This is a genomic window from Chloroherpetonaceae bacterium (genome assembly GCA_033763895.1).
In the GTDB taxonomy this organism is placed as follows: domain Bacteria; phylum Bacteroidota; class Chlorobiia; order Chlorobiales; family Thermochlorobacteraceae; genus JANRJQ01.
Map to the genome: position 1 here is coordinate 206,790 of JANRJQ010000004.1, position 24,253 is coordinate 231,042.

Consider the following 24,253-nt stretch of genomic DNA (forward strand, 5'->3'; position numbering starts at 1 on the left):
TGTTTATAGGAATTGGATAATTTCAGGTGCATTTAGAAGTTTATCAGTATCAATAATGATAATATCATTTCCACGGCCACCTTCTTCAGGTCTTGTAAAAATCCCTCTTGAAAAAAGTGATAATCGATACATTTCACTATCTGCCGCATTTATTCTTATTACATCGGTCTCTCCGACGCGAATGACATCAAGAACAGCATCGATAACAAATCCAACGGAAAAATTAACATTTCCAACAATCAGCAGCCGTTCAGAACTTTTTTGACGACGGGTTTTTGGCTTTTTTGAGACATCTAGACCTAAGATAACCTGCAGATTTAATACCGAGGTAATTTCCCCACGGACATTACAAATACCAAGGACATACGGCGGCATTCCGGGTATCGGTGTAATTTTGGGAACATTCAAAATGGCCTCAATATCATTTACCCTGAATGCAGTTTCTTTATCACCAACAAGAATACCGACAAACTGCTCTTTAGTATCGCCTTCATCGGTTTCAGATTCTGCTCTGAGCTTCGCCTCCTCAATCTCCTTCATCCTTTCAATGATTTCTGGAGGAATTGAGGTTAACGCGTCAAAACCTAAACCTTTTCTCTCATTCATGTAAGACTCCGCCGGTTGTTACAATTGGGTGGATAGAAATCAAGTCCCGGTTTTTTTTACCGCAGAAATAAGATCCGCTTCGTTAAATGGCTTAACAAGATACGCATTCGCGCCTTGTTTCATTCCCCAAAATTTATCACTTTCTTGATCTTTTGATGTAATCATGATGACTGGAATGTTAGCCGTTTCAGGTGCCTTTTTAAGATTACGACACACTTGAAAACCATCTCTTTTCGGCATCACAACATCAAGCACAATTAAATCCGGCTTGCTGATTCTTGCTTTGGTTTCGCCGTCTTCCCCGTCAACTGCTTCCTCTATTGAATATCCAAGGGAGGTGAGCACTTTGGCGATGATTGTTCGTTCAACAGCACTATCATCAATAATTAAAACCCTAGGCATAAAAGTTATTTCTTAAAAAATAAGTTAGAATATAAGAGCAAGTATATTTAGTTGGTATTCTTCAAATATTTATGAACGATTTCGACAAGTTCACCATCCTTAAATGGTTTGGTGACATAGTCATTTGCACCAGCGTGTAAACCCAAATTTCGGTCTATATCCGCATCTTTTGCCGAAAGCATGATGATTGGCGTTTGTTTCATAGTCGCATGTTCGGTTCTGAGTGTTTTACAGACCTTCAGCCCAGTTGTATCAGGCAACATTACATCCAATAAAATCAAGTCTGGCTGCTGTTCAAGAGCTAATTTAATAGCAGCTTCGCCAGTCTCAGCGGTGAACAGACTATAACCGGTCTCAGCAAGTGCCAATTGAATGGTCTTTAAAATCACCTTACTATCGTCAACCGCTAAAATCTTTTTTCTTGTATCTGCTTGTGCTTTCGGAAGTTCAACCCATTTGCCATCAAGAAGGGTTACTAATGCCTTCATGACCGTGACTTCTTCCATTTTCAGCTTCAGTGCCAAAGTCTTGATGTCAGTTTTGCCATCAATCGCTAAATATACTTGCCACTCGACAAGCTTCAGTGAAATTTCATTTTTTTCTTCTTTACCGCGCTTTGTGATGGCAGGAACTTGCCCTGAACTTTGAATTTTTTCTTTGACAAGCTCCATTTCATCAACCTTCGGTGCAACCAAGAGCATGATTTGCTGAACATCCACCCCGTTGCTTAAACCTTGTACCCTTAACACGGCATCGGGTTCAAATTCAACACGGGCGTTTTTTTCTTGCAACAATTGAGTAATCACGCTTTCGATTTGAAGCCTGATTGCTTTGACAAGTTTGGTGGCATCGACTTTCTTCATTGCCATCAAAATTTGTTCAATACGCTTATCCTTGTATTGTTTTTGGAGGGTAATTGCCTGATTGAGATCATCTCTGGTAATAAGATTTTCTTGCAATAAGATTGCCCCTAACTCTTCGCTTCCAGTATCAACAGCAATGACAAGACCTCCTTTGAAGTGAACCACGGTGTCTTTATCGCCTAATGAGGTAGGAACCTGCACTTTCATCGCTCCCGTTTTTTTCGTTGTGCTTAGGAGCCTAAGCATATCGATTAGCGTCATTTTAACGCTACCTGTAAAACCGGACATTGAGTTCTCCTCGTTAAATCTTTATTGTGCGTCTTCGAAATTCTCAAAATGACGCGCAAAACTTGCATTTGGTAAAAATTCTAAGCCAAACCCTTGGCAAGTTAATTCAAAAAAAACTTGAAATGACTTGGAATAATAAGGATGTGACAAAAGTTTTTCAATATAACACTATGAAAAAAAAATCAAAATGACATTCATTCGTTTCAAGAGTGCAATTATTTCGTGATTGATTTCACTTTGATTTCAAATGATTTCATTGTGTTGAAAAGCAGCATCGCGATAGTCATAGGACCGACTCCTCCGGGCACAGGTGTTATTGCCGCGCACTTTGAAGCCACAGCCTCATAATCGACATCACCCACAAGCCTTTTCCCGCTTTTTTTGCTGGCATCTTCAATTTGATTCATACCCACATCAATGACTACGGCACCTTGCTTTACCATTGGCTCTGTAATGATATGGGCTTTTCCTATAGCAGCAATGAGAATATCGGCTTGCTTTGTATGATAGGATAAATCGGGTGTTGAAGCGTGACAAACCGTTACTGTAGCATTCATCCCTTTTAGTTTTTGAACTAATAAATTCGCCATTGGCTTCCCAACAATATTGCTTCGCCCTACAATAACCGCATGTTTTCCCTCAGTATCAATTTCATACCTCTTAAGCAGTTCAATCACACCAAAAGGTGTGCAGCTTGGGAAACAAGACTCTAATTTCCCAATAACCAGTTTTCCGACATTCATTGGATGAAACCCATCAACATCCTTTTCGGGCGCAATTGCTAGGGTAATGTTAAATTCGTCGATATGTTTTGGTAAAGGTTGTTGAACAAGTATTCCGTCAATGGTGGGGTCGTTGTTTAATTTCTCGATTTGGTGCAGCAAATCACTTTCTGAAATCGTACCGGGCAATTCAATGACTTGAGAATTCATCCCAACTTCAAGGCATGATTTCGCCTTATTTCTTACATATACTTGAGAAGCAGGGTTTTCGCCAACAATTATAACAGCTAAGCCCGGGACGCGTGAGGTTTTGAATTGCCATTCTTCTACTTTTTTCTTTAACTCTTTTTTGATTTGCTCCGCAATGGTTTTTCCATCAATGACAACCGGCGTATTTTTTTCATGAGGAGAACCAGTTTCATTCGGACTATGAGATTTTGAAAATGTAGGATTCATTTTAGAAGTGAATAATGTTTCCCTATTGCAGGGCTTTTAGAAAAATTTAAAATTGGGTTTAAATATACCTTTTCAATGACAGCAATCTCACTAAAATTTATCATAAATGGCGAGCAAGTAATCGTCGATTTTGACGCTCAAACCGTAATTGTTTCTGAAAGAGGGTCTCAGACTTCTTTGGCGTCGCTTTTATTGAAGATTGGAATCGATCAAACAAAAAAGGGAATCGCTGTGGCTGTCAATGAAACCGTGGTTTCAAAATCTAAATGGGAAGCGGAAAAAATTACTGAGGGGGATTCAATTGAAATCATTCGTGCCGTACAAGGCGGTTAAAAGCTAAGATGAAAGAGAAATTAAAGAACCGCGCATCGCATCTTTTGAAATGTTGATTCGTGTTTCGAATGCATCTTTCATTTCGTTGATATGAGATATAACCACAATTTTTTCAAATCGGTCTTGAACTCTCAAAATTGATTCAGTGATTGCTTGAACGCCGTCTTCGTCTTGCGTCCCGAACCCTTCATCAATCACAAGCATTTTCACACCCACACCGCTTTGCTTTGCAAGCAATTCAGAAAGTGCTAAACGAATCGAAAAATCAATTCTAAATTTTTCACCTCCCGAGAAGGTTGAGTAATCGCGTTCATTTCCATTAACATCAGAAAGAATGATATCCAAAGTGTCAATCTCCAATCCTGAAGCGCGAGAGCGGTTAAGCCGAAACTGAATTGAGGCCGTATTTTGTGAGATTTCTGAAAGAAGCTGATTGGCTAATAACTCAATTTCATTGACCGCATTTTCAATCAGCATTGTTTGAATTCCTTTGATTCCAAAGGCTTCTTTGAGGTAGGCGTGAATCACAATCTCATCCTTAAGTGCTTTCCAATCATTTTGTAAAAGCCCAAGTTCATCTGCTTTTTCCTGAAGCCTTACTGATTCTTTGTTCAAGGCTTCCAAAGTCGCTTTTGAGGAGATCAGCATTTTTTCGCGTTCACGGAAGATTTTGTGCTTTTGAGAAAAACGATTTGCAACTTGTTCTTTTTGAGCAACCTTCTCTCGAAGTTGATTGATAAGAATCAACGTCTCTTCAATTTCCTTTTGCATCTCGGCTTCCAAATCTTTGCCTTCCTTAATTTCTTCACGCAAACTATTTAGCCTTCTCTCTGCATTCTTTAAGTCACTCAATTGTTCAGTAACGACCTCTCTTCTTTTCAGTTTGAGTTTCATCATTTCAAACTTTTCTTTTTCAAACCCAAGTGCTGTTTTCCTTTCATGAAGTATGTCGAGTTGGGACTTCAATTGGATTATTTCTTTTCCCTCCAAAAGTTCTTTTTCCAGAAATTGTTTTTTTTGACTTAAAGCCACTGCCTCTTGTTCTAGAATTTGCATTGACTCAAAGGCTTTTTTTGAAAGGGTTAATGCTTGAACCTGCTTTTCCTTTTCGTATAACAATATTTTGATTTCGCTTTTTAACTGAGGGATTTGCTGAAGTTCCCTTTTCCATTTCTCAAGCTTTTGTGCATTTTCTTGAAGTAAATGATTTAGTTGGTTCAACTCATTTTGCAACACCTTTTCTTCTTCTTGATTCTTGAGATACTCTTTACGATATTCCGTCAAAATGTGATCTTTATGATTTGGGTCAAGAGGGCTTTTGCAAAGAGGGCATTGTGTTTCATCTTTTATTGAAATCCCTTTATCCTTAATTTTGTTTCTTTCACGATTCGCTTCAGCAATTCTCGTTTCAAGTTGCTCCTTAAGTGAGGCAAACTTGACTTGTTCCTTTTCCGTGGTAATAAAAATTTCGTTTTCCTTTTCAAGTTGCTCAAGTTTCACTTCTGTCTCTTTAAGTTTCTCTTCCAATTCAAACGCTCTTTTGGTTAATCCCTTATTCTTCTCATAAGTATTTTTCTCAGTTATTCTTTTTTCTTCAATCGCTTTTTGATTTTGTTCAAGCGAACGGACTTCGCTTTTCATCCGTATTGTTACGCTTTCTAAACGGCTTTTCGTTTCAAGAAGTTGGGTTTGTAAGGTTTGATATTCGATGGCTGCTTTTTCAGCAATCTCGGTTTGCATTCGAAGTTGCTCAAGTTCAGCATATTCCTTTTCGATTTCTCCCTTTTGAATAAGTTCCTTGCTAAGCGCAATGGCCTCAAGTTCTTTTTTTCTCAATCGATTTCTTAATTCGATGAATTGCTTTTCGAGATTCACCTGCTTTGCCGTTTCTACTGCAAATTGAGATTCAAATGGAGTCAATTGAGTTAGCATTTCTTCCATTGCATTTAATTCTAAAGTAATCGGCTTTAACTCATTTTCTTCCCGCTGGATTTGACCCAGAAGATTATCAATCTCTACTTCGACTCTCGGAAGTGCTTCGAGGTCGGATTCAAAAGCAGCTATTTTCCCTTCGAGATTCTTTGATTGCAATTCTCCTTCTTTCACCTTTATCGCTGCTGACTCGGACAGTGATTGATACTTTCTTGCTCCTAAAATTTCAGCCAATACTTCTTTTCTTTTAGATGCCGATTTCTCCGTGAATTCATCGGCTTTCCCTTGAGCAAGAAAGCTTGAATTCATGAAGGTTTCGTAGGAAAGACCCAATGTCTTCTCTATCGTTGATTGCGTGTCACGAACTCCTGAGCCGGAGAGTGTGATGAATTTCTCTTCATTTTTATCGTAAACTTGAAACTCAAGTGTGGTTTGGGAGCTGTTGGCATTTTTCCCACGCTTTAACTGACGAATAATTCGAAATAAATTTTTCTCTTGATTTTTTTGGTGAGAGAATTCATACTCGACTCTTGTTTCCAAAGCAGATGCTCGGATGATATCTGTTGAGCTTTTTCCACGACCTTCTCCCCAAATACACCAAGGAATGGCTTCAAGTAAACTTGATTTACCAGCACCATTATCTCCGGTTAATATGGCTAACGAAAATGAATCAAAATCAAGCTGTTGAGCAGGTTCGCCGTAACCAAGAAAGTTTTGTAATGTTAATTTTTTTGGGGTCATTTCAATTCTTTTTTGAAATGATGATAGATTCAAAACCGTAAAATGCCCAAGTAGCACCAAACGGTACCGGTCGGTTTGTTAGGCGACTTATTGGCTCACCGAGCAAGCCGAGAAGGTAAAGCAAAGCGGGTTTATATTGTTTCGTCGCAAACTGAATTGACATCCCGAACTTCTCTATCGCCTGAATGATCTGATCATATTTTAACATTTCACGATGAGTTGGGTCGTCAAAGTAATTCAGGGTTCCGAATCTTGAGGGAAAATGAACGCTTGGCTCAGAGGGAAACGAAAGAAATAAATACCCGCCGGGTTTTAATACAAAGATCATTGAATCTAATACCGATTCTGGATTGAAACAATGTTCCAAGTTATGAGAAGAGATGACGGCGTCGAAATGGCAGCCCAAATTCTTAATTCCTTTATCAAAGCTTTCTGGTAAGAGTTCAATGTATCTATCGGCAAATAAGAGTGAATTCTCGCTTTGGTTATATGCTGCAATGTCAACGCCTGTATAATGCAAGTCGCTCCTAAGTGTTTTGGTCCGTTTTGGTGATTCGTTTCCACAGCCAACATCAAGAACTTTAGAACCAAAAGGCAAAGTTTGTATAAAACCATTTTTGCCTTTTGGTTTAAGAATCGCAGAGAATTTTAATTCTAATTTTAACTTCCTATGCACGGTTGAAGCGTTAGAATTTATGGAATTTAAAAATAAAAAAACGGCATCACTAAGGATGCCGTTAGGAAATTTATTTTGGTAAGTTGCTATACTTTACTTGCCTTTTTAAGTTTTTTCCCATTTCCATTCTTACCGTTTGATTCTTCGTGATGATCACCGCTATTGGGATTAAAGGTGATTAACCCATCTTTATCCATCAATACACGGTCATAATCATAAGGACCAAAAATTTGATGCGGGGTTCCTTCAAAGTTATGTGGATGCGGTGGCGATGTTGTCATCCATTCCATTGTCAATCCATACCACGGATTTTTTGGTGCTTGTGGTCCTTTGAAAATTGAATGAATAAGGTAAACCGCCATAATGATAAATCCTACGCCTAAAATCCAAGTTCCAACGGTTGAAATCATGTGTAGCGAATGATATTGCTCTAAATAGGTATAGTATCTGCGAGGCATCCCTTGCAAACCCATCAAAAACTGAGGGAAGAATGTCACATTGAAGCCAATAAAAATCAGGGCAGCAGAAACCAAAGCAGCTGTTTCGTTATACATCCGTCCCCAGATTTTTGGCCACCAGTAATGAAGCCCGCCAAGGAATGCGATAACTGTTCCACCCATCATCACATAATGAAAATGAGCAACAACAAAATAGGTATCGTGTAAGTGAATGTCCACTGAAAGTGCACCTAGATAAATTCCTGTTAATCCTCCAATCGTGAAAAGGCAAAGAAATGCGTGGGTGTAAAGCATTGGCGCTTGAAAAGTAAGTGACCCACGGTACATTGTTGCAACCCAATTAAAAATCTTAATTCCAGAAGGAATTCCGACCAAAAAGGTTAGAAATGAAAAAATAAATGCCGCGAGTTCAGATTGACCACTTGTGAACATGTGATGTCCCCAAACAAGAAAACTGACAAGTGCGATAGCAAGGCTCGAAAACGCGATGGGTGTGTATCCAAATATTCTTTTATGAGAAAAAGTTGCAATAAGTTCGGAGATAATTGCCATACCGGGCAAAATCATGATATACACGGCTGGATGAGAATAAAACCAAAAGAAGTGTTGGTACAGCACCGGATCTCCACCCATAGCAGGGTCAAAAATGCCGATTCCGAACGCTCGTTCTAGAATGAGGAGTAACATCGTAATTCCAAGTACCGGTGTCGCCATTACTTGAATAATTGAGGTGGCATACATTCCCCAAACAAATAAAGGCATACTAAACCAAGTCATTCCCGGAGCCCGAAGTTTATGCACTGTGACAATGAAGTTCAGCCCAGTGAAAATCGACGAAAAACCCATAATAAAAACACCAAGCGTGATTGAGATGACAGAGGTTTTACTTTCAACACTATAAGGAGTATAGAAAGTCCATCCTGTATCAACCGCACCTGTCACAAGTGAATAAATTGCGAACAAAGCACCAACTACATAAACATAGAAGCTTGCTAAATTCAATCTTGGGAAAGCCACGTCTTTCGCGCCAATCATCAACGGTAGCACAAAATTTCCTAACGCGGCCGGAATCGCAGGAATAATAAATAAGAAAACCATTATCGCCCCGTGAAGCGTAAACAGTTGGTTGTAGGAATCTGGTCCAACGATATCTTTACCGGGATTAATGAGTTCAAAGCGCAAAAGAATCGCAAATACGCCCGCAACAAAAAAGAAAAACATGACTGAAAAGAGGTACATCAATCCGATTCTTTTATGGTCAACCGTAGAGAGCCAAGACCACAACCCTTGAGGTGAATTTAGATAATGTACCGACGGAGCGGACGATTGGCCTGTGTTTGCCACAGGACTTGATGGAGTTTCAACTAAAGCTGCCATTTTTTACCTCGTTAAATTGAAGTGGTTACTGAATAGTTTTCATATAAGCAATAATCGCATCGATTTGCTTTTGCTTTAAGATTCCTTGATAAGTAGGCATTACCGGTTGGTAGCCGGCAACGACTTTAGCATTAGGTTCGAGCATTGACTCTCTGAGATAGTTTTCATCTGCAAGCACTTCACTTCCATCGGCAAGTTTATGTTTTTTTCCATATGCACCCTTCCAAGTTGGGCCGGTATTTGCAGTTCCATCAACGCTATGACAAGTTACACAAGCCTTTGAGATGTAGAGTTTTTTTCCAAACTCTTCAGGTTTCATTGACCCGCCACCTTCTGCCTCTTCAAGCCACTTGTTGTATTCTGTTTCACTTACAACTCGAATTTTTCCGATCATTTCAGAGTGGCTCTTTCCACAGTATTCTGTACAAAAAATGTCAAAAGTTCCTGCTTGAGTGGGTGTCGCGGTCAAAATGCTATAACGATTTGGAACAGCATCCATTTTTACTCGGAATGCCGGAACATAAAAACTGTGAATGACATCTTCAGATGAAATTAAAAATTTCAACGGTTTTCCTTGAGGTACCACCAATTCATTGACACTATTTGCACCGTTCGGGTAATCAAATGCCCAAAACCATTTTTTTCCCAAAACCCGAATTTCGAGTGCGTCTTTAGGGACAACATTCATGTCTAAGTATGAGCGGAACCCCCAAAAGAAAATTAAGAAAACAAGCAGGGTTGGAATTAATGTCCAGATTATTTCAAGTCTCGTGTTATGAGAGATACCCGACGTGTATTCAGGTCTTTCATTCTTTCGTCTATAAATCCAGAGATAATAGACCGAGACGATGGTAACCAATAAAAAAAGCCACGCTGATGCGTTGGTTATAAATATGATGAGACTGTCAATATCAGACGCGATGGTCGAGGCTTGTTCAGGTAAGTATGAACTTTTCATAAAACAAATTTGAAAAAATTCTTTCAAAAATAATTCTTAATTCAATGTTAAATCGACGGGTGGTTTTCCCTTCTTTTCATGTTTGCGGCTTTCTTTTACCCAAAAAGTACTGAGCACCACGCCCATAATCACTATTGTGAGCAAGCCGCCTACTTTCATAATGTTTATAGCAAATGGAACATAGCTATTCAATTTCGGATCGTAGTGAAAACATGAAAGAATAATTCGATCCATCGTTGTCCCTATTTTTCCTGAACTTGCTTCAATCAATGCCAGCTTAAGATCAAATTGTCGATAATTAATCCCGTACAAATAACGGGTAATTTTCCCTTCTGGGGAGATTAAAAATGCAACAGCCGGATGCGCATATTCATTTCGTTTTGTATCGAAGTAATAAATAAAACCAACTGACTCTGCAAGTGATCTTGACATTTCTGACCTGCCCACTAAGAAGTGCCAACCCTCTTCTACACCCGGTCTTCCAAAAGCTTCTTTGTATCCGTTTTTCTTTGCCATTGCAAGTTCTGGTGTTTCGCTCGGGTCTATACTGACGGTTATAATTCTATAATCAACTCCAAGGTCTAAGTCCAATTGTTTGGCACTGCCACAGACACCGTTTTGTACCAAGTTGCAAAGCATCGGACACTTGTAGTAACCAAGGGTCAAGAGTACTGGTTTTCCATCCAGAAAATAATCTTGTAACTGAACGGCTTTCCCAGTTTCATCTATAAAAGTAAGGTGAAAAGGGATTATATCCCCTAATTTTTCAACTACATCAATTCCCTTTAATTCTGTTGGTGAATCTAAAATCTGTTGAGAAAAAAGAACATTACATTTCAAAATCAAACCAAAAACAAACACAACTTTCACGAACCACATTTTCACCTCCTTCACATAGAGCATTTAACTCAAACTACTTCTTAATCGCTTTAGCTCTCTTCGAATTACTTTGCAATTGAGCGGCAGGTTTTTCATCTTTTGTTGGAGTGTCTGTATTCGCCGGGGGTTGAATTTGCTGCTGATTCAATTTGGCCACTTTAGCTTCCTCAGCCATTTTTTGCATTGCTTCAGAAACGGGCATTCTATAGATTTGTTTATTGATATCAACGATTCCATAAGAATTAATGACCCCATCCTCTTTTGACTTCACATCTCGAAGCAAGGTTGATTCCGGAATTAAGGTACTTGAAACATACTTCTCTTCCCGTTGCACCTTAAAAAATTCTGCTAAAAAAAACATAATCACTGCAATAACAACAGTTCCGACCACAATACTCGTAATAATTGCTCTTGGGTTGATATCCGATTTTTCATAATCATTTTCAGGACTCTGATATAACTCCATTGGTTTGGATAATTCAATTGAGGGTTGATTTTTTGCCTCCTGTTGCATTAACACATCATTTTGCATAACCTAAAGAATTAATGATTGACAAATTGCATTGAATTTTCCAATTTTGGATCGCGAATTGGAACAATCGGATTACTGGTTAAGCGATACCAGAAAAACCATAGGAAGAGCCCCCCAATACCAGCAGTACTTGAAAGGTGAAGCCAAGAAAAGTGTAGCCCGTGATGCGCGTCTGGATTTGCAATGGTAACATTCGGCATAATGAGCCAGTAGTAATCTACCCATTGCATAAAAACAAACCAAAATCCCATTATAGCCATTACATACAAATTTCTTTTCGATGACCTAAAGATCAAAATAAAAAAAGGAAGGACGAAATGTCCGAAAAAAAGAAGCATCGAAACATACTCCCATCCATATTCCCATCGATGTTTGTAGAAAATGGTCTCTTCCGGAATATTTCCATACCAAATAAGCATAAATTGCGAAAATGCGATGTACGCCCAAAAAACGGTAAACCCAAACATCAGTTTTCCGATATCATGATAGTGCTCGGTGGTCATCGCTTTTCCTAGCGCACTGTTCTTGCGCAAATATTGTGAGAATAAATTCAGAAACGCGAGTGTTAACCACCAACTGCCGGCAAAAAAGTAAACACCGAAAATCGTTGAATACCAATGCGGATCGAGAGACATTAGAAAATCAAAGGCTGCGAAAGTAATTGAAAGCGCAAAAAATATGATTCCGGGTGCACTGAGTTTTCTCATTTTCCGAAGCACTGTTTCGTCTCCAGCATCTTGTTTAAGTGAATGGCGATTTAGCGTTAACGCTAAGTATGACCATAAACCGAAGTAAACAATAGCACGGATAAGAAAAAATGTGATGTTTAACCAGCCTGACTTATGTTGAAGAAGTTCATCCTTGGCAACTTGCTCGGCATGAGACCAATGGTATAAATCATGAATACCAAAAGCAATTGGAATAAAGAGAATACCCATTAATGGAATCGTCATCGCTAAAGATTCAGCGATTCGCCTCAACACAACGCTCCATTCTGCTCCAGTAATGTGATGAAGCATCGTAAAAAACAGTCCGCCTAAAGCTATTGATAACCAAAAAACATATCCAACGAGATAGGCAAAAAAGAAATTATCTCTTGGAGTTAGAAAAAAACCTGCTACCAACGAAATTAGTCCGACCAATCCCACAATTAGGGCATTGCGTCCAAAATTAAGATTTTTAGCATTGAGTTTGAACTCATCTCTGCTCATGATTACTCCTTACTGATTTGAAAGTTCAAGTCGTTTCCCTTCAGGCAAATCCGTTAATGTTGCTGATTGACTTCTTTGAAGTGCACGAACATAGAGTACAATCGCCCATCGGTCTGAAACTGAAATTTGATGTTTATAGGATGGCATATTTCGAATTCCATTCGAAATAACGTTATAAATATGGCCATCAGGGGATGTTTTTATTCTTGAATCATGAAGTGAGGTAGGTGGCAAATAGCCGTGCTCAACAACCAAGCCATTGATTTGCCGACCCGCATTGTCTTTCGCACCACCGGTTCTGCTATGACAAGGTGCACAATAAATGTTATAACGCTCCTGACCACGTTGAAGCGTTGTCAAAGTGATTTCAACCGGTGCTGTGACAATCGTATCTCCGCTTGGGGTTTTACCAGTATAATAAACGGTATTTTCTCTCAACTCACCCTGTGCTACTGTTCCCGCGACTGGTGTTCTCATCGCTAAACCATCCGCAAAAAATTCACTTTTTCGTTGTGCTTTGTACTTCGGTTGTGTCATCATATTGGTCTGATAGACAATAGGTGGCTCATCGAAGGGCAAACCTCTTACACAACCGCTTAAACCAACTGCAACAAAAACGACTAGTAGTAAAACCGAAACCCTTCGAGATAGGCTTTGTTTAAATTTCTGATTCATTTAGAAACCTCCGCTAATTTTTCATCAATTTCTTCTTCTTCTATCGGGCGATGCATTAGTTCAACTTTTCCGGAACCTAATGCTTTGAAAAAATCACTTGTTTCTTTGGGATGAAATTTTTCGTCCCAAGCGAAAACGCAAGCAAAAAAGCCATTATCGCCTGCTCTTTTGCTGAATGATTCGGCATAATATGCAGGGTGAAAAAAACGTGGCATCCTATTAAGTGCAAACATTCCAAAAACAGCCCCAAAAGCTGAAAGGAGAACCGTAAATTCAAATAAAACAGGAATAAATGCGGGCAAACTAAAAAATGGTTTGCCAGAAGTATTCATTGGATAATCAACCGCACTCGTCCACCACATCATCAGTAAACCCAACGATAAACCAGTTAAACCACAGGCAAAAACAATTTTACCAAGCGGAGATTGACCAAGACCCATTGCATCATCCATTCCGTGGATTGGAAAAGGAGAATAAACCTCAAAACGCTTATAACCGGCTTTTCTTATTTCCTCTGCCGCTCTAATTAGTTCGGCGGGATTTGAAAATTCAGCCATCACACCTTCAGCTTCTTCTTCCACCAAAATTTGCTTTGCCTCAAGACGTGCTTTTTCAGCACCAATTTTTAAGTCGTTTGATTGACGATTATAATCCGTTTCGTGTAATGACATATTAATGACCTCCATTCTTGGTTACTAATTCGGGAGTTGGTGCTTCATGTTTTTCTTCATGATGATGGGCATGCCCATTATGACCATTGTGAGGATAGGCATGAGGGTCTGCTTCGGGTAAAACCCCTTTGATTTCAGCAATAGCAACCATCGGCATATATCTCAAAAAAAGCAAAAAGAGCATCATAAAAAGACCAATCGAACCTACATAACAAGCAATATCGAATATCGTTGGGGTATAGTACTTCCAACTTGATGGAAGATAATCTTGCGAAAGCGAGGTTACTGTAATTACAAATCGTTCAAACCACATTCCGATGTTTACAAATATCGATGCCACAAAACTGACGGCTACGTTGGTTCTCATTTTCTCAAACCAAAAAATTTGAGGGACAACCACATTGCAGAAAATCATTGACCAATATGCCCACGCATAAGGCCCTGTTGCACGAAGAATAAATGTGGTTGATTCGTAACCATTGCCACTATACCACGCAACAAAAAACTCACATCCATACGCATATCCAACCATCATCCCTGTGACAAGAATAACCCGATTCATATAATCGAAATGGCGTAGGGTGATAATATTTCCAATTTTCGGATAAACAAGTATAGCCATAACAGCAAGCGTAATAACCATCGCAAAACCGGAAAAAATGGCACCGGCAACGAAGTAAGGCGGGAAAATGGTTGTATGCCATCCCGGAATTACCGATGTGGCAAAGTCAAATGAAACGATAGTGTGGACTGAAAGCACGAGAGGTGTTGAAAGAGCGGCCAAAATCAGGTAAGCGCGTTCGTAATGACGCCATTGCCGATTTCCACCACGCCAACCAAGAGCGAAAAAGCCAAGAAGATATTTGCGAATTCCTGCCTTAGCACGATCTCTCATTGTTGCTAAATCAGGAATAAGACCGACATACCAAAACAATATGGAAACCGTCAAATAGGTTGAAATTGCAAACACATCCCACTCAAGAGGTGAACGGAAATTCGGCCACATTGCCATTTGATTCGGTAATGGTAAAAACCAGTGTATTAACCAAGGGCGACCCATATGAATCACAGGAAACATACCAGCACAAATAACCGCGAAGATGGTCATCGCTTCGGAAAAACGGTTAATCGATGTTCGCCATTTTTGTCTAAAAAGAAAAAGCACTGCTGAAATCAAGGTTCCAGCATGACCGATACCAACCCACCAAACGAAGTTCGTAATATCCCAAGCCCACCCAACAGTTGTATTGTTACCCCAAATTCCAATCCCTTTGGTTACCAAATACCCAATCACAACAAAGTACATGATTGCAAGAGACGCTGAGATGAAAAAGGCGATGTACCAAGCAACAGGAGGTCGCTTTTCTGTAACTTCGCAAACATCTTGCGTCAGACTTTGAAATGTCGGATTTCCTAAAACCAACGGGTTTTTATGAATCCCACTTTTTGTTTCATCGATAAAGTCTGGTGATAATACTGCCATATTTTTCTCACTCAATAAATAAATTAAAATTCATCTTTTATCTCACGGTCTTCTGGCTTGCGCACTTCGCGTTTTTCTCGCCCTGAAGCACCGCTTTCATGCATTTTTTTAAACTCTAAGAAAGTAAAAACTGCGCCTCCAAGTATGAGCATTGTAATGACTCCCCCAAGTACAATAATGATATTATCCATCGTGCATCCGAGGGTTTAATTGTTATTTGGTGTTGACCTTGTAAACAAACTTCTGAAATACAATGCAAGCGCAATATTACCTGCCACCCAAACCGATACTAATGTTCCAATTTTAGGGTTATTTGCTACAAACCATAGGTAATTCGCTAATGCAAATGATAGCACAACTGCTGAAAGAAAGAAGTAATCAAATGGCCGAATACTTCCGCTTACTGCATCCTTAAATGCCAAAAAGGCGCCGTAAGCAATCAAAAGAAACACAAAGGACCCTACGCTTAAAATCAATGTTGCTTCCATTATTTTCCGCTGTTTTGTGGTTTCGTTGTCGCAATATTTCTAAAGTATATCCCCAATACAAGATTTGTCGGCACCCAAAGACTCACAAAAAAAGCTTCATCTGTTTTGCCGGTTAACAATAGATAATTTGCCAGTAAAAACGAGACGAGAGTCGCGAGTAAAAAAAGGTAATCGTACTTTTTTATCATACTGAAATAAGTTATACAGTTGCTTTTTCAAGTTCTGGATTTGGATTCCTGAGCTTTGCTAAGTAAGATGTTCGTGGCTTAACATTAATCTCAGCAAGCATTTTATATTCACGGTTCAATTGCTTTAGTTGAGCAACTTTACTCGTTGCATCGTTTATGTTTCCAAAAACAATCGCTTGAGTCGGGCAGGCTTGTTGGCAAGCCGTGACGACTTCCCCATCAACCAATGATCTTGCGTTATTTTTTGCATTAATTTTTGCAGTTTCAATTCTTTGTGTGCAATAAGTACATTTTTCCATTACGCCTCTAAATCGCACGGTTACCTCGGGATTTTGTGCCATTTTAACAAGTTCAGGCATTTCACCGCCCCAAACTTGACTATCAGTGGCGTAATTGAAATAATTGAACCGTCGAACTTTGTAAGGACAATTGTTTGCACAATACCGAGTACCAACACAGCGGTTATAGACCATTGAATTCAACCCTTCCTCATCATGTACTGTCGCCGCAACCGGACAAACTGATTCGCAAGGTGCATTTTCACAATGTTGACACCCAACTGGTTGTGTAACCATTTGTGGATTTTCTACATCACCGGAGAAGTAACGGTCAATTCTTATCCAGTGCATTTGTCGTGTGCGTGAAACTTGTTCCTTACCAACAACGGGAATATTATTCTCGCTTTGGCATGCGATCGCGCAGGCATTGCATCCCGTGCATGCATTAAGATCAATGACCATTCCCCATTGATACCCCTCGTCATGTTTGTAAGGCTTTTCCCAAAGCTGCACTTTTGGTGCTTTAATTTGCGCCTCTTCAACAAATGATGGATTTTTCCGATAATCATCTAAGGTGGATTCGATTACGACCGGACGATCATGCATATCTCCTTCATGTTGAGTCGAAGCCAAGAGATAAGTAGAACCCAGTTTCGTGACCTTCGCCCCATAGCCAAAATTCAATGCATCTGAACGGCGAAGTAAATAAGAATTAAAGCCCACGCCTTCTGATACTCGGCCAACTTCGCTGCGCCCATATCCCAAAGAAAGCGTTATTGTATTATCTGCATGACCGGGGGTAACCCAAACCGGAATATCTAACTCTTCGCCTTGAAAAGAAATGCGAATCATTTCTCTTTTTTGATAGTCCGAAAGTGAATAAACAGTCCTAATTCCAAGGTCCTGCGCCGTTTTTTCGCTTATCAATGCGGCATTATCCCAAGTAATTTTTGTAACTGGATCAGGAAGTTCTTGAAGCCACGCGTTATTTGAATATCGACCATCATAAAGCGTTGTTGAAGGCTTAAACGAGATTTCTAACGAAGAAGCCGACGCATCGATTGGCCTTAAAGACTGAGCTTGAAGAGCTGCTGTTAGATTTTCATTAGCAGCTGCCACTGCAAGAGGCATAAGAGAAGAATTTTGAAGAATACCATCGTGAAGCGTTCTGCGCCACTGATTTTCAAAATCTTCCGGAAATTTTGATTTCCAAGTATCTCGAACCAATTCGTATCCGCTTCTTAATTCAACTTTCGTGAAAAAGTTTAAGAGTTCTACCGTGGTTTTTGAACCGTAAAGTGGCTCGATCAAAGGCTGAATAATTCCCAGCGTTCCATCGGCTGAACGAGCATCACCCCACATTTCAAGGAAATGGGCTATCGGCAAGTGCCATTTTGAAATGGATGCGGTTTCGTCGTTATAATAACCGCAATGAACAGTGTGATTAACTTTCTTCAGTAATTCTTTCAACCGTAGGTTTTGAGGAGCATCATATGCAGGGTTAGTACCAAATAGGAGAACAGTTTCAACTTTTCCCGATTCAATCAGGGTGGAAAGTTCTTCTAAACCTGAACATTCGGGGGTAAGAGCATCCGCGATAGGGATGTACTTAACTGTTTTCCCATTGTTTTCAAGAGCAATATTGATTGCAGCAGTTAATGCATGAACGAGTTTGTTTTGTTCTCTTCCGGCAATAACAACAGAATTTCCTTTATTTGCTAAAAGATCTTTCGCAAGTGAAGAAATCCACTTTTGATCAAATGAGTGACTCGAGTAAGAACTAAGTGCCTCTGAAATTGGGATCGACAATCCCTGCTTAGTTAATTCTAATATTAATGCTGCTGTAAATGCACCTATTTCAGACGGTCGTAACTTTAATCGATGATCTGCCATTCCGCCAGTAATGCTGAAGCTACTCTCCACAACATAAAGTCGGTTCATCTCATCGTTTTGCGATTCAACCCTTCTTCCGTCAATAAATCCTCTTGATAATGAAACACTTTCTGATTCCTTTTGGCAAAAATCAGAATCTAGTGAAAGAATGACTTTTGCCTGACGAAGCGAATACACAGGTTGCAATGGCTCAAGACTACCGGTTGCAAGTTTTAATCCTTCCAAAGAATTTTCGTCGCAAACGGCTTCGTATGAAATAATTTTCGCTTTTGGGTAAATCGATTTGAATTCGCTTAATAATCTTGCCATAGTCGGCGAAGAAAATGGCATCGCGACCAAAATCAGCCCTTCGCCTTGTGTTGAGCGGAACGAAATTGATTGGTTGCTCCAATAATCCGAAAATTCAGCCCAAGAGCTTTCATTTCCATTCTTCAAGATCTTCTGTGAGCGATCTGGATCATAGAGAGAAAGTATTTCGGCTTGCATGAAAAAATTGGTACCTCCAAGTGATGAGGGATGATATTTATTTCCTTCAATCTTAGTTGGCCTGCCTTCATGACTAGTAACCAAAAGCCCATAGGCAGTAAGTCCAAATGGCATTACGGTGGCGTATTGCTGTGCTATTCCGGGAGTAATTTCCTCAGGCGGTTTAACATAAGGCACAATCTTTTCAACAGGTCTTCGGCATGAAGCAAGACCTGCGAGGGCAATCGATGCCCCCATTATTGAAAGGAATTTTCTTCTTGAAATAGGATCTTTCAAATCTGAAATTCCATCCGGGAATTCACTTGCCAAATACTCCTTAAACTCGGGCGTATCTGCATATTGCTCTAAACTTCGCCAATATTTTTTCTTAGGGGATGAGGTTTCGTCCAGTTCGTTTAGTAATTCTCTTAATTCTGGAATTCGCTTCATACTACTTGATAACTGATGGAATTTTTATTTAATATTTTTTATCTATGACAGCCGGAGCAATCAACCGGCGGTTTAATTTTCTTTTCGCTTTTAACCTTTGCGGCAAATTCTTTTTGGTTGGCCGGAATCACCCAATCCATATTGGTAACCTCCGAAACCGGCCTTAAGTGCTCATCAGGATTTCGATGACAATCCAGACACCAGCCCATCGAAAGAGGTTGCGAAAGCATTACACCTTTTTCATCCATTTGAGCCACATTTCCGTGACAACTAGCACAACCAACCCCTGCAGTAACATGAGCACTGTGATTGAAATAGGCATAGTCGGCAACTTTATGTACCCTTACCCATTCAATTGGCTTCCCACTTTCCCAGCTTTCACGGACTGGTAATAGCTTTTCACTTTTTGGAAGAACCACTTTGTGACAATTCATACATGTTTGTGTCGGCGGAACATTCGAAACTGCCGATCGCTCAACAGAAGTATGGCAATAACGGCAGTCCATAGCCATATCTCCTGCATGTAATTTGTGGCTGTAGGCTACCGGTTGTTTAGGCCGATATCCAACATTGAGGTACTTAGGAGATGCATACATAGAGAATAGAAAAACAAGTCCACCTACGGTTAATAACAAACCCGATACAAAGAAAACCGGGATTCGATTGGTCCATCGTGGAAACAACTGAGCCATTTGATACTTCCTTTCTTAATTCAAAAATTATTACTGATTTGCCGTAAAAGGTTTTGCGTAAGCTTATCGGCGATAAGAGCGATAAATAGACTGAAGAGATAAATGATTGAAAACCCGAATAATGATCTCAGATAAGGAACAGACGTGTTTTTGAGACCACCGATGGTTTTTTTAATGAATATTAAACCAAGTATCACAGAGGATGCCCAAAAGAAAAATCCCTGATGAACAATCGCCAAGGCAATAGTTATAATAAATAGAATGACAGTGTAATAAATCATTTGCTTAAGAGTTTCGCGATCCCCTTTGACAACCGGCAACATTGGCAACCCTGCCTTGATGTAATCATCTTTACAATACAATGCCAAAGCCCAGAAATGAGGTGGTGTCCATAAAAAAACAATCAGAAAGAGAAGGACTGCTTCAACACCAACTTGTCCGGTTATTGCAGCCCACACACCGATTGGTGCCATTGCACCTGCAGCCCCGCCAATGACAATATTTTGTGGAGTGTTTGGTTTAAGATATAGGGTATAGAATAAACCGTAGAAAAGAATGGTAGAAAGAGTAATAAATGCACTTAACCAATTGAAGAATACTCCAAAGATAAGGATTCCGACCGAGCCGATTGATATTATAAAAACAAGCGCTGAATTCGGAGCAATTAGACCTTGTGGAAGCGGCCTTCTGTTTTGCGTTCTGCTCATCTTTGCATCAATATCCCTTTCGAAATATTGATTAAGAGCATTTGCTGAGCCACCAGTTAGGTAAACAGCAAGTAAGATTGCGATACATTTAATGGGTTCGGTGAGGATGGATCCTTCAAGAAACAAAGCAACTGCTCCTGAAAAAACCACCAAAATCATAATGGTTGGCTTTGTAAGCAATAAATAATTTTTGGCGATTTGAGCAAACGCCACCCTTTTTTTAGGCTCAATAAAAAAAGGCTCTCGACCCTTTTCGGTTGTTACTTCTTGTAACTCTTTTGCGAATTCTAACTGCATGCAAAAATTACTTTACGAAAGCCAACTTTCGATTTGTATTCAAACGAAAGTGAAAGCAGAAACGAAGGTACTTAGTAATCTGAAGTGATTTGGTTGTAATTCCCAAAAATCAAATCGTATGTAAGGTAGGTCAAATGTTAATGACAAATTTTAAGCAAAATCTGGATCTATAAAGATGTCACTTTTAACTTAATGCAATATTGAAACGGATAGCAGTAAACTTGAGCTTCTTAAGCCACTTAAACAATACAAAAAAGAACTTGCTTAGTTCTTTGCCCAAATTGATATTTCCAAAAATAGTTATTTATTCTAGGTTTCAAAAGAAAAAAATTCTCTTTGAGAAGACTTTCTTCCGACTTTTAAGTCACCCTCCTACAGTTTATCGAAAACACATCATTTTCGGTTATTGGATTTATTAATTATTCTTTGCAAAATGAATACAAAGAAGTTATATTTCTTCATTCTTGTATCCTCATATTCAGTTCTTACGCTGCAAGAAGCGTTTGAGCATATCGTAACCTTTATATAAAAATGGCGGAAATCTCCGATTTATTGGCATCTCTAATTAAAGTGGACGGGGTTAAAGCGGCTGCACTAATTGGAAAAGATGGCTTTGTTATTGATCATAAATCGCGCAACGGAAATGTTGATATTGAAACAGTAGGCGCTATTGTTATTGGTGGACTTCACAGTTCTGAAACAATTGGAGAGGAACTTCGCGTGGGAAAAATTGAACAGAGTATGGTTGAATATGAAAATGGTATTATTTTTTCACGTGTGTTTTCTGACGGAAATGTAGTTTTAACAGTCATTGCCGAAGAAAATGTGCTTTTAGGGAATATCCGGTATCAGGTATCAAAATTTGTTCCCGAATTTCAAAAACAACTTTAATCCCTTCATCAACCAAATAAAAATTACATCTAATTCATAAAGAATATCATGAGTTTTCCGGGAAAAGACGAATTTAGAAAGGTTGTTCTTACCGACAATCAATTGAATGCAGCTGAAAAAGTTCTTAAAGAATTTGCTGTTAAAACAGGTTCTTCCGCAGTGATGCTAGGCGACATGACGGGTCAAGTCCTTGCAAAACACGGCGGTTTACTTGATAGAGATTTGGAAATTTTCAGTGTTTTAGCTGCTTCCAATTTCGCTGCAACTGCTGAAATGGCAAGGCAAATTGGAGAGAAGAGTTCCTTTGAGATTCTTTTTCATGAGGGCGAACAAAGAAGCATCTATCTTTTAAGTTTGAATGAAAAGTATATCCTTGAAATCATCTTCAAATCGAACATACCTCCGGGTACGATTCGTATTTACGCTAAAAAAGCTAAGGAAAAGCTTCTCGAAGTTATAGCATCCGAGGAAGTAGAAATCGACCTATCAAATATCTTTGATGATAACTTCAGCAGCCTTCTTGATGAGCAGCTCACCAAAACTTTAGGTGGAGATAAATAATCATTCTAAATATTCAAAAAAAGCCTCTTTCGAGGCTTTTTTTGTTTCATCCTTTTTTTTATGCAGTAAACAACCCCTCTACTGAAAGATATCTTTCTCCTGTATCATAATTGAATGTAAGAATGGTTTTACCTTTATCGATTTCGGGAAGCTTTTTTGCGACCGCCGCTAAAGAAGCACCGGATGAAACTCCTAGAAAAATGCCTTCCTCTTTTGCAGCACGAACAGCGAAAGTATAAGCCTCCTCCTTTGTTATTTGGATGACTCCATCAAGTATTTGTGTATTCAAAATTGATGGGATAAAACCTGCACCGATTCCTTGAATCGGATGCGGACCGGGCGAGCCGCCACTCAACACCGGCGACGCAGCAGGCTCTACTGCGAATACCTTTAAGTTTGGGAAATTTTTCTTGAGAACCTCCGCACATCCTGTTATATGACCTCCCGTTCCGACTCCTGTAATGAGATAATCAATCCCTTCAGGAAAATCGGCTAATATTTCTTCTGCCGTTGTTTTGATATGAATTTCAGTATTGGCCTGATTATCAAATTGCATCGGCATCCACGCATTTGGGTGAGAAGCAATCAGTTCCTTCGCTTTTTCGATTGCGCCCTTCATTCCCTTTTCTCTTGGAGTTAATTCAAAAGTTGCTCCGTATGCTGCCATTAATCGGCGTCGTTCGATGGTCATTGATTCAGGCATAACGAGTAATAACTTATATCCTTTAACAGCTGCAACCATTGCGAGCCCAATTCCGGTATTGCCCGAAGTTGGTTCAATGATGACTGTATCGTGTTTCAGTAAACCCTTTGCTTCAGCATCTTCAATCATCGCAAGCGCAATGCGATCTTTGATACTTCCGCCCGGATTCGATTTTTCGAGCTTCATCCAAACAGAATAACCGTTTTCGAAGAGTCGATTAATTTTTACATGTGGCGTATTGCCAATCAGCTCAAGCACTGAATTTGCTTTCATTGGTTTGATATGTTTGTTTGTTAGAAAAAAAGAAAAAGAAGACTTGAGTCAAGCCTAACCAATCAAATGAATATTGATGATTGACTTTAACGGGAAAAGAGACAACAACAACAGTTGTTGGTACTTAGTGGGAACAACTTTGAAGAAAAAAAAGGAATGCCTGTAGAAGCATTTTCTCTTATCGAGTCAAGCTTGGCGTTAGATGGAGAAATCAATAACATTTTCCTTTTCTTTGATATTTCTGATTTGAATATCGCTTTTGTGATAAACAACCATAAACGGGTTAATGCTTGAAGTTAACCAAACATTTCCACCAATAACACTATCATGACCTATAACCGTTTCACCCCCTAAAATCGTTGCTCCTGAATAGATTATCACGCGGTCTTGTATTGTCGGGTGCCGCTTTGTCGTTGAAAGTTTCTTTTCTACGCTTAATGCGCCTAAAGTTACACCTTGGTATAATTTTACAAAGTTACCGATTTCGCAAGTTTCGCCGATTACGGTACCAGTTCCGTGATCAATAAAAAAGGGCTTACCGATTTTAGCGCCCGGATGAATATCAATCCCTGTTTGTTGATGAGCATATTCTGTTATAACACGAGGAACGGTTGGAACGCCAAGCATACAGAGTGAATGGGCTAATCGATACATTGTGATTGCGCCAAATCCGGGATAAGTTAAAATCACATCATCAAGATGTTTTGCAGCCGGATCTCCTTGAAAGATAAACTCTGCATCGAGAAGAAGGGTTTGATAAATGTTTGGCAAGAAGTCGATAAAATTCTTGGTAATTGCGTTTCTTTTTTCTCTGCTTTCTTCTCCAAGTGAAATCAATATTTGAATCAAATTGGCACTAATCTCATCTAAGAAAACATCGACTTCCGCAATTTGAGTAAATCGAATTGTGGTGTGGTGCGGGAAGAAAAGCGAAATCAATTTTTGAATCAGATTCACCGACATTTCTTTAAGCGGGTAGATGTCTCTAAACTCAGAACGCGTTGAAAAGATGGATTCTGCAACCGATTTACTTTTGTTATCATTCATTATTTCAAGTGCTGGTATTTGACAAATAAAATCTGTAGTAAAAACGCTTAGTATCAA

Annotated in this window: 25 protein-coding genes; 3 read left to right on the forward strand and 22 right to left on the reverse strand. The window is 39.4% G+C overall.

The window, feature by feature from the left end:
* Nucleotides 1-3: 3 nt before the first annotated feature.
* From SFU91_01635 to folD, 4 genes are all read right to left on the reverse strand, one after another.
* The gene (locus tag SFU91_01635; protein ID MDX2127718.1) at nucleotides 4-606 is read right to left on the reverse strand and encodes a chemotaxis protein CheW; all 603 of its coding nucleotides are present in this window, start codon (nucleotides 604-606) and stop codon (nucleotides 4-6) included.
* Nucleotides 607-645: 39 nt separating this feature from the next.
* The gene (locus tag SFU91_01640; protein ID MDX2127719.1) at nucleotides 646-1,008 is read right to left on the reverse strand and encodes a response regulator; all 363 of its coding nucleotides are present in this window, start codon (nucleotides 1,006-1,008) and stop codon (nucleotides 646-648) included.
* 47 nt (nucleotides 1,009-1,055) lie between these two features.
* Nucleotides 1,056-2,159, reverse strand: a complete 1,104-nt coding sequence (locus SFU91_01645; GenBank protein MDX2127720.1) for a response regulator — start codon at nucleotides 2,157-2,159, stop codon at nucleotides 1,056-1,058.
* Nucleotides 2,160-2,374: 215 nt separating this feature from the next.
* A complete protein-coding gene (gene folD / locus SFU91_01650) occupies nucleotides 2,375-3,337 on the reverse strand; it encodes a bifunctional methylenetetrahydrofolate dehydrogenase/methenyltetrahydrofolate cyclohydrolase FolD (protein ID MDX2127721.1) in 963 nt (320 codons plus the stop codon).
* A 75-nt stretch (nucleotides 3,338-3,412) separates the two neighbouring features.
* Between folD and thiS the strand changes: the two genes are divergently transcribed.
* The gene (gene thiS / locus SFU91_01655; GenBank protein MDX2127722.1) at nucleotides 3,413-3,670 is read left to right on the forward strand and encodes a sulfur carrier protein ThiS; all 258 of its coding nucleotides are present in this window, start codon (nucleotides 3,413-3,415) and stop codon (nucleotides 3,668-3,670) included.
* 3 nt (nucleotides 3,671-3,673) lie between these two features.
* Here thiS and SFU91_01660 read toward each other — a convergent pair whose 3' ends face one another.
* From SFU91_01660 to SFU91_01735, 16 genes are all read right to left on the reverse strand, one after another.
* Nucleotides 3,674-6,343 carry an SMC family ATPase gene (locus tag SFU91_01660; protein MDX2127723.1) on the reverse strand — a complete coding sequence of 890 codons (2,670 nt, stop codon included), beginning with the start codon at nucleotides 6,341-6,343 and terminating at the stop codon, nucleotides 3,674-3,676.
* Nucleotide 6,344: 1 nt separating this feature from the next.
* Nucleotides 6,345-7,019: a class I SAM-dependent methyltransferase gene (locus SFU91_01665; protein ID MDX2127724.1), complete on the reverse strand. Its 675-nt coding sequence runs from the start codon at nucleotides 7,017-7,019 to the stop codon at nucleotides 6,345-6,347.
* Nucleotides 7,020-7,105: 86 nt separating this feature from the next.
* On the reverse strand, nucleotides 7,106-8,854 hold the full coding sequence (gene ctaD, locus SFU91_01670; protein MDX2127725.1) for a cytochrome c oxidase subunit I: 1,749 nt from the start codon (nucleotides 8,852-8,854) through the stop codon (nucleotides 7,106-7,108).
* Nucleotides 8,855-8,879: 25 nt separating this feature from the next.
* On the reverse strand, nucleotides 8,880-9,812 hold the full coding sequence (coxB, locus tag SFU91_01675; GenBank protein MDX2127726.1) for a cytochrome c oxidase subunit II: 933 nt from the start codon (nucleotides 9,810-9,812) through the stop codon (nucleotides 8,880-8,882).
* A 36-nt stretch (nucleotides 9,813-9,848) separates the two neighbouring features.
* Nucleotides 9,849-10,691, reverse strand: coding sequence for an SCO family protein (locus SFU91_01680; GenBank protein ID MDX2127727.1), 843 nt, complete (start codon nucleotides 10,689-10,691; stop codon nucleotides 9,849-9,851).
* A 34-nt stretch (nucleotides 10,692-10,725) separates the two neighbouring features.
* Nucleotides 10,726-11,157, reverse strand: coding sequence for a hypothetical protein (locus tag SFU91_01685; GenBank protein ID MDX2127728.1), 432 nt, complete (start codon nucleotides 11,155-11,157; stop codon nucleotides 10,726-10,728).
* Between the two features lie 77 nt (nucleotides 11,158-11,234).
* Nucleotides 11,235-12,434: a hypothetical protein gene (locus tag SFU91_01690; GenBank protein ID MDX2127729.1), complete on the reverse strand. Its 1,200-nt coding sequence runs from the start codon at nucleotides 12,432-12,434 to the stop codon at nucleotides 11,235-11,237.
* A 9-nt stretch (nucleotides 12,435-12,443) separates the two neighbouring features.
* Entirely contained in the window at nucleotides 12,444-13,109 is a 666-nt protein-coding gene (locus SFU91_01695) for a cytochrome c (GenBank protein ID MDX2127730.1), read from the reverse strand.
* Nucleotides 13,106-13,780 carry a DUF3341 domain-containing protein gene (locus SFU91_01700; protein ID MDX2127731.1) on the reverse strand — a complete coding sequence of 225 codons (675 nt, stop codon included), beginning with the start codon at nucleotides 13,778-13,780 and terminating at the stop codon, nucleotides 13,106-13,108. Before SFU91_01700 ends, SFU91_01695 begins: the two co-directional genes overlap by 4 nt.
* Nucleotide 13,781: 1 nt before the next feature.
* Nucleotides 13,782-15,263, reverse strand: coding sequence for an NrfD/PsrC family molybdoenzyme membrane anchor subunit (gene nrfD, locus SFU91_01705; GenBank protein ID MDX2127732.1), 1,482 nt, complete (start codon nucleotides 15,261-15,263; stop codon nucleotides 13,782-13,784).
* Between the two features lie 23 nt (nucleotides 15,264-15,286).
* A complete protein-coding gene (locus tag SFU91_01710) occupies nucleotides 15,287-15,454 on the reverse strand; it encodes a hypothetical protein (protein MDX2127733.1) in 168 nt (55 codons plus the stop codon).
* Between the two features lie 15 nt (nucleotides 15,455-15,469).
* Nucleotides 15,470-15,751, reverse strand: coding sequence for a hypothetical protein (locus SFU91_01715; protein MDX2127734.1), 282 nt, complete (start codon nucleotides 15,749-15,751; stop codon nucleotides 15,470-15,472).
* On the reverse strand, nucleotides 15,751-15,939 hold the full coding sequence (locus SFU91_01720; GenBank protein ID MDX2127735.1) for a hypothetical protein: 189 nt from the start codon (nucleotides 15,937-15,939) through the stop codon (nucleotides 15,751-15,753). The genes SFU91_01715 and SFU91_01720 overlap by 1 nt, the downstream gene beginning before the upstream one ends.
* Nucleotides 15,940-15,950: 11 nt before the next feature.
* Complete coding sequence (locus SFU91_01725; protein MDX2127736.1) at nucleotides 15,951-19,025, reverse strand: TAT-variant-translocated molybdopterin oxidoreductase; 3,075 nt, start codon at nucleotides 19,023-19,025, stop codon at nucleotides 15,951-15,953.
* A gap of 38 nt (nucleotides 19,026-19,063) precedes the next feature.
* Nucleotides 19,064-19,717 (reverse strand): cytochrome c3 family protein, encoded by a 654-nt coding sequence (locus SFU91_01730; protein ID MDX2127737.1) that lies wholly within the window; start codon nucleotides 19,715-19,717, stop codon nucleotides 19,064-19,066.
* A gap of 20 nt (nucleotides 19,718-19,737) precedes the next feature.
* Nucleotides 19,738-20,721 carry a heme o synthase gene (locus tag SFU91_01735; protein MDX2127738.1) on the reverse strand — a complete coding sequence of 328 codons (984 nt, stop codon included), beginning with the start codon at nucleotides 20,719-20,721 and terminating at the stop codon, nucleotides 19,738-19,740.
* 531 nt (nucleotides 20,722-21,252) lie between these two features.
* Between SFU91_01735 and SFU91_01740 the strand changes: the two genes are divergently transcribed.
* Entirely contained in the window at nucleotides 21,253-21,612 is a 360-nt protein-coding gene (locus SFU91_01740) for a roadblock/LC7 domain-containing protein (protein ID MDX2127739.1), read from the forward strand.
* 48 nt (nucleotides 21,613-21,660) lie between these two features.
* Nucleotides 21,661-22,173 carry a roadblock/LC7 domain-containing protein gene (locus tag SFU91_01745; protein ID MDX2127740.1) on the forward strand — a complete coding sequence of 171 codons (513 nt, stop codon included), beginning with the start codon at nucleotides 21,661-21,663 and terminating at the stop codon, nucleotides 22,171-22,173.
* Nucleotides 22,174-22,231: 58 nt separating this feature from the next.
* Here SFU91_01745 and cysK read toward each other — a convergent pair whose 3' ends face one another.
* Complete coding sequence (gene cysK / locus SFU91_01750) at nucleotides 22,232-23,149, reverse strand: cysteine synthase A (protein ID MDX2127741.1); 918 nt, start codon at nucleotides 23,147-23,149, stop codon at nucleotides 22,232-22,234.
* 198 nt (nucleotides 23,150-23,347) lie between these two features.
* Complete coding sequence (locus SFU91_01755) at nucleotides 23,348-24,196, reverse strand: serine acetyltransferase (protein MDX2127742.1); 849 nt, start codon at nucleotides 24,194-24,196, stop codon at nucleotides 23,348-23,350.
* Between the last annotated feature and the right edge of the window lie 57 nt (nucleotides 24,197-24,253).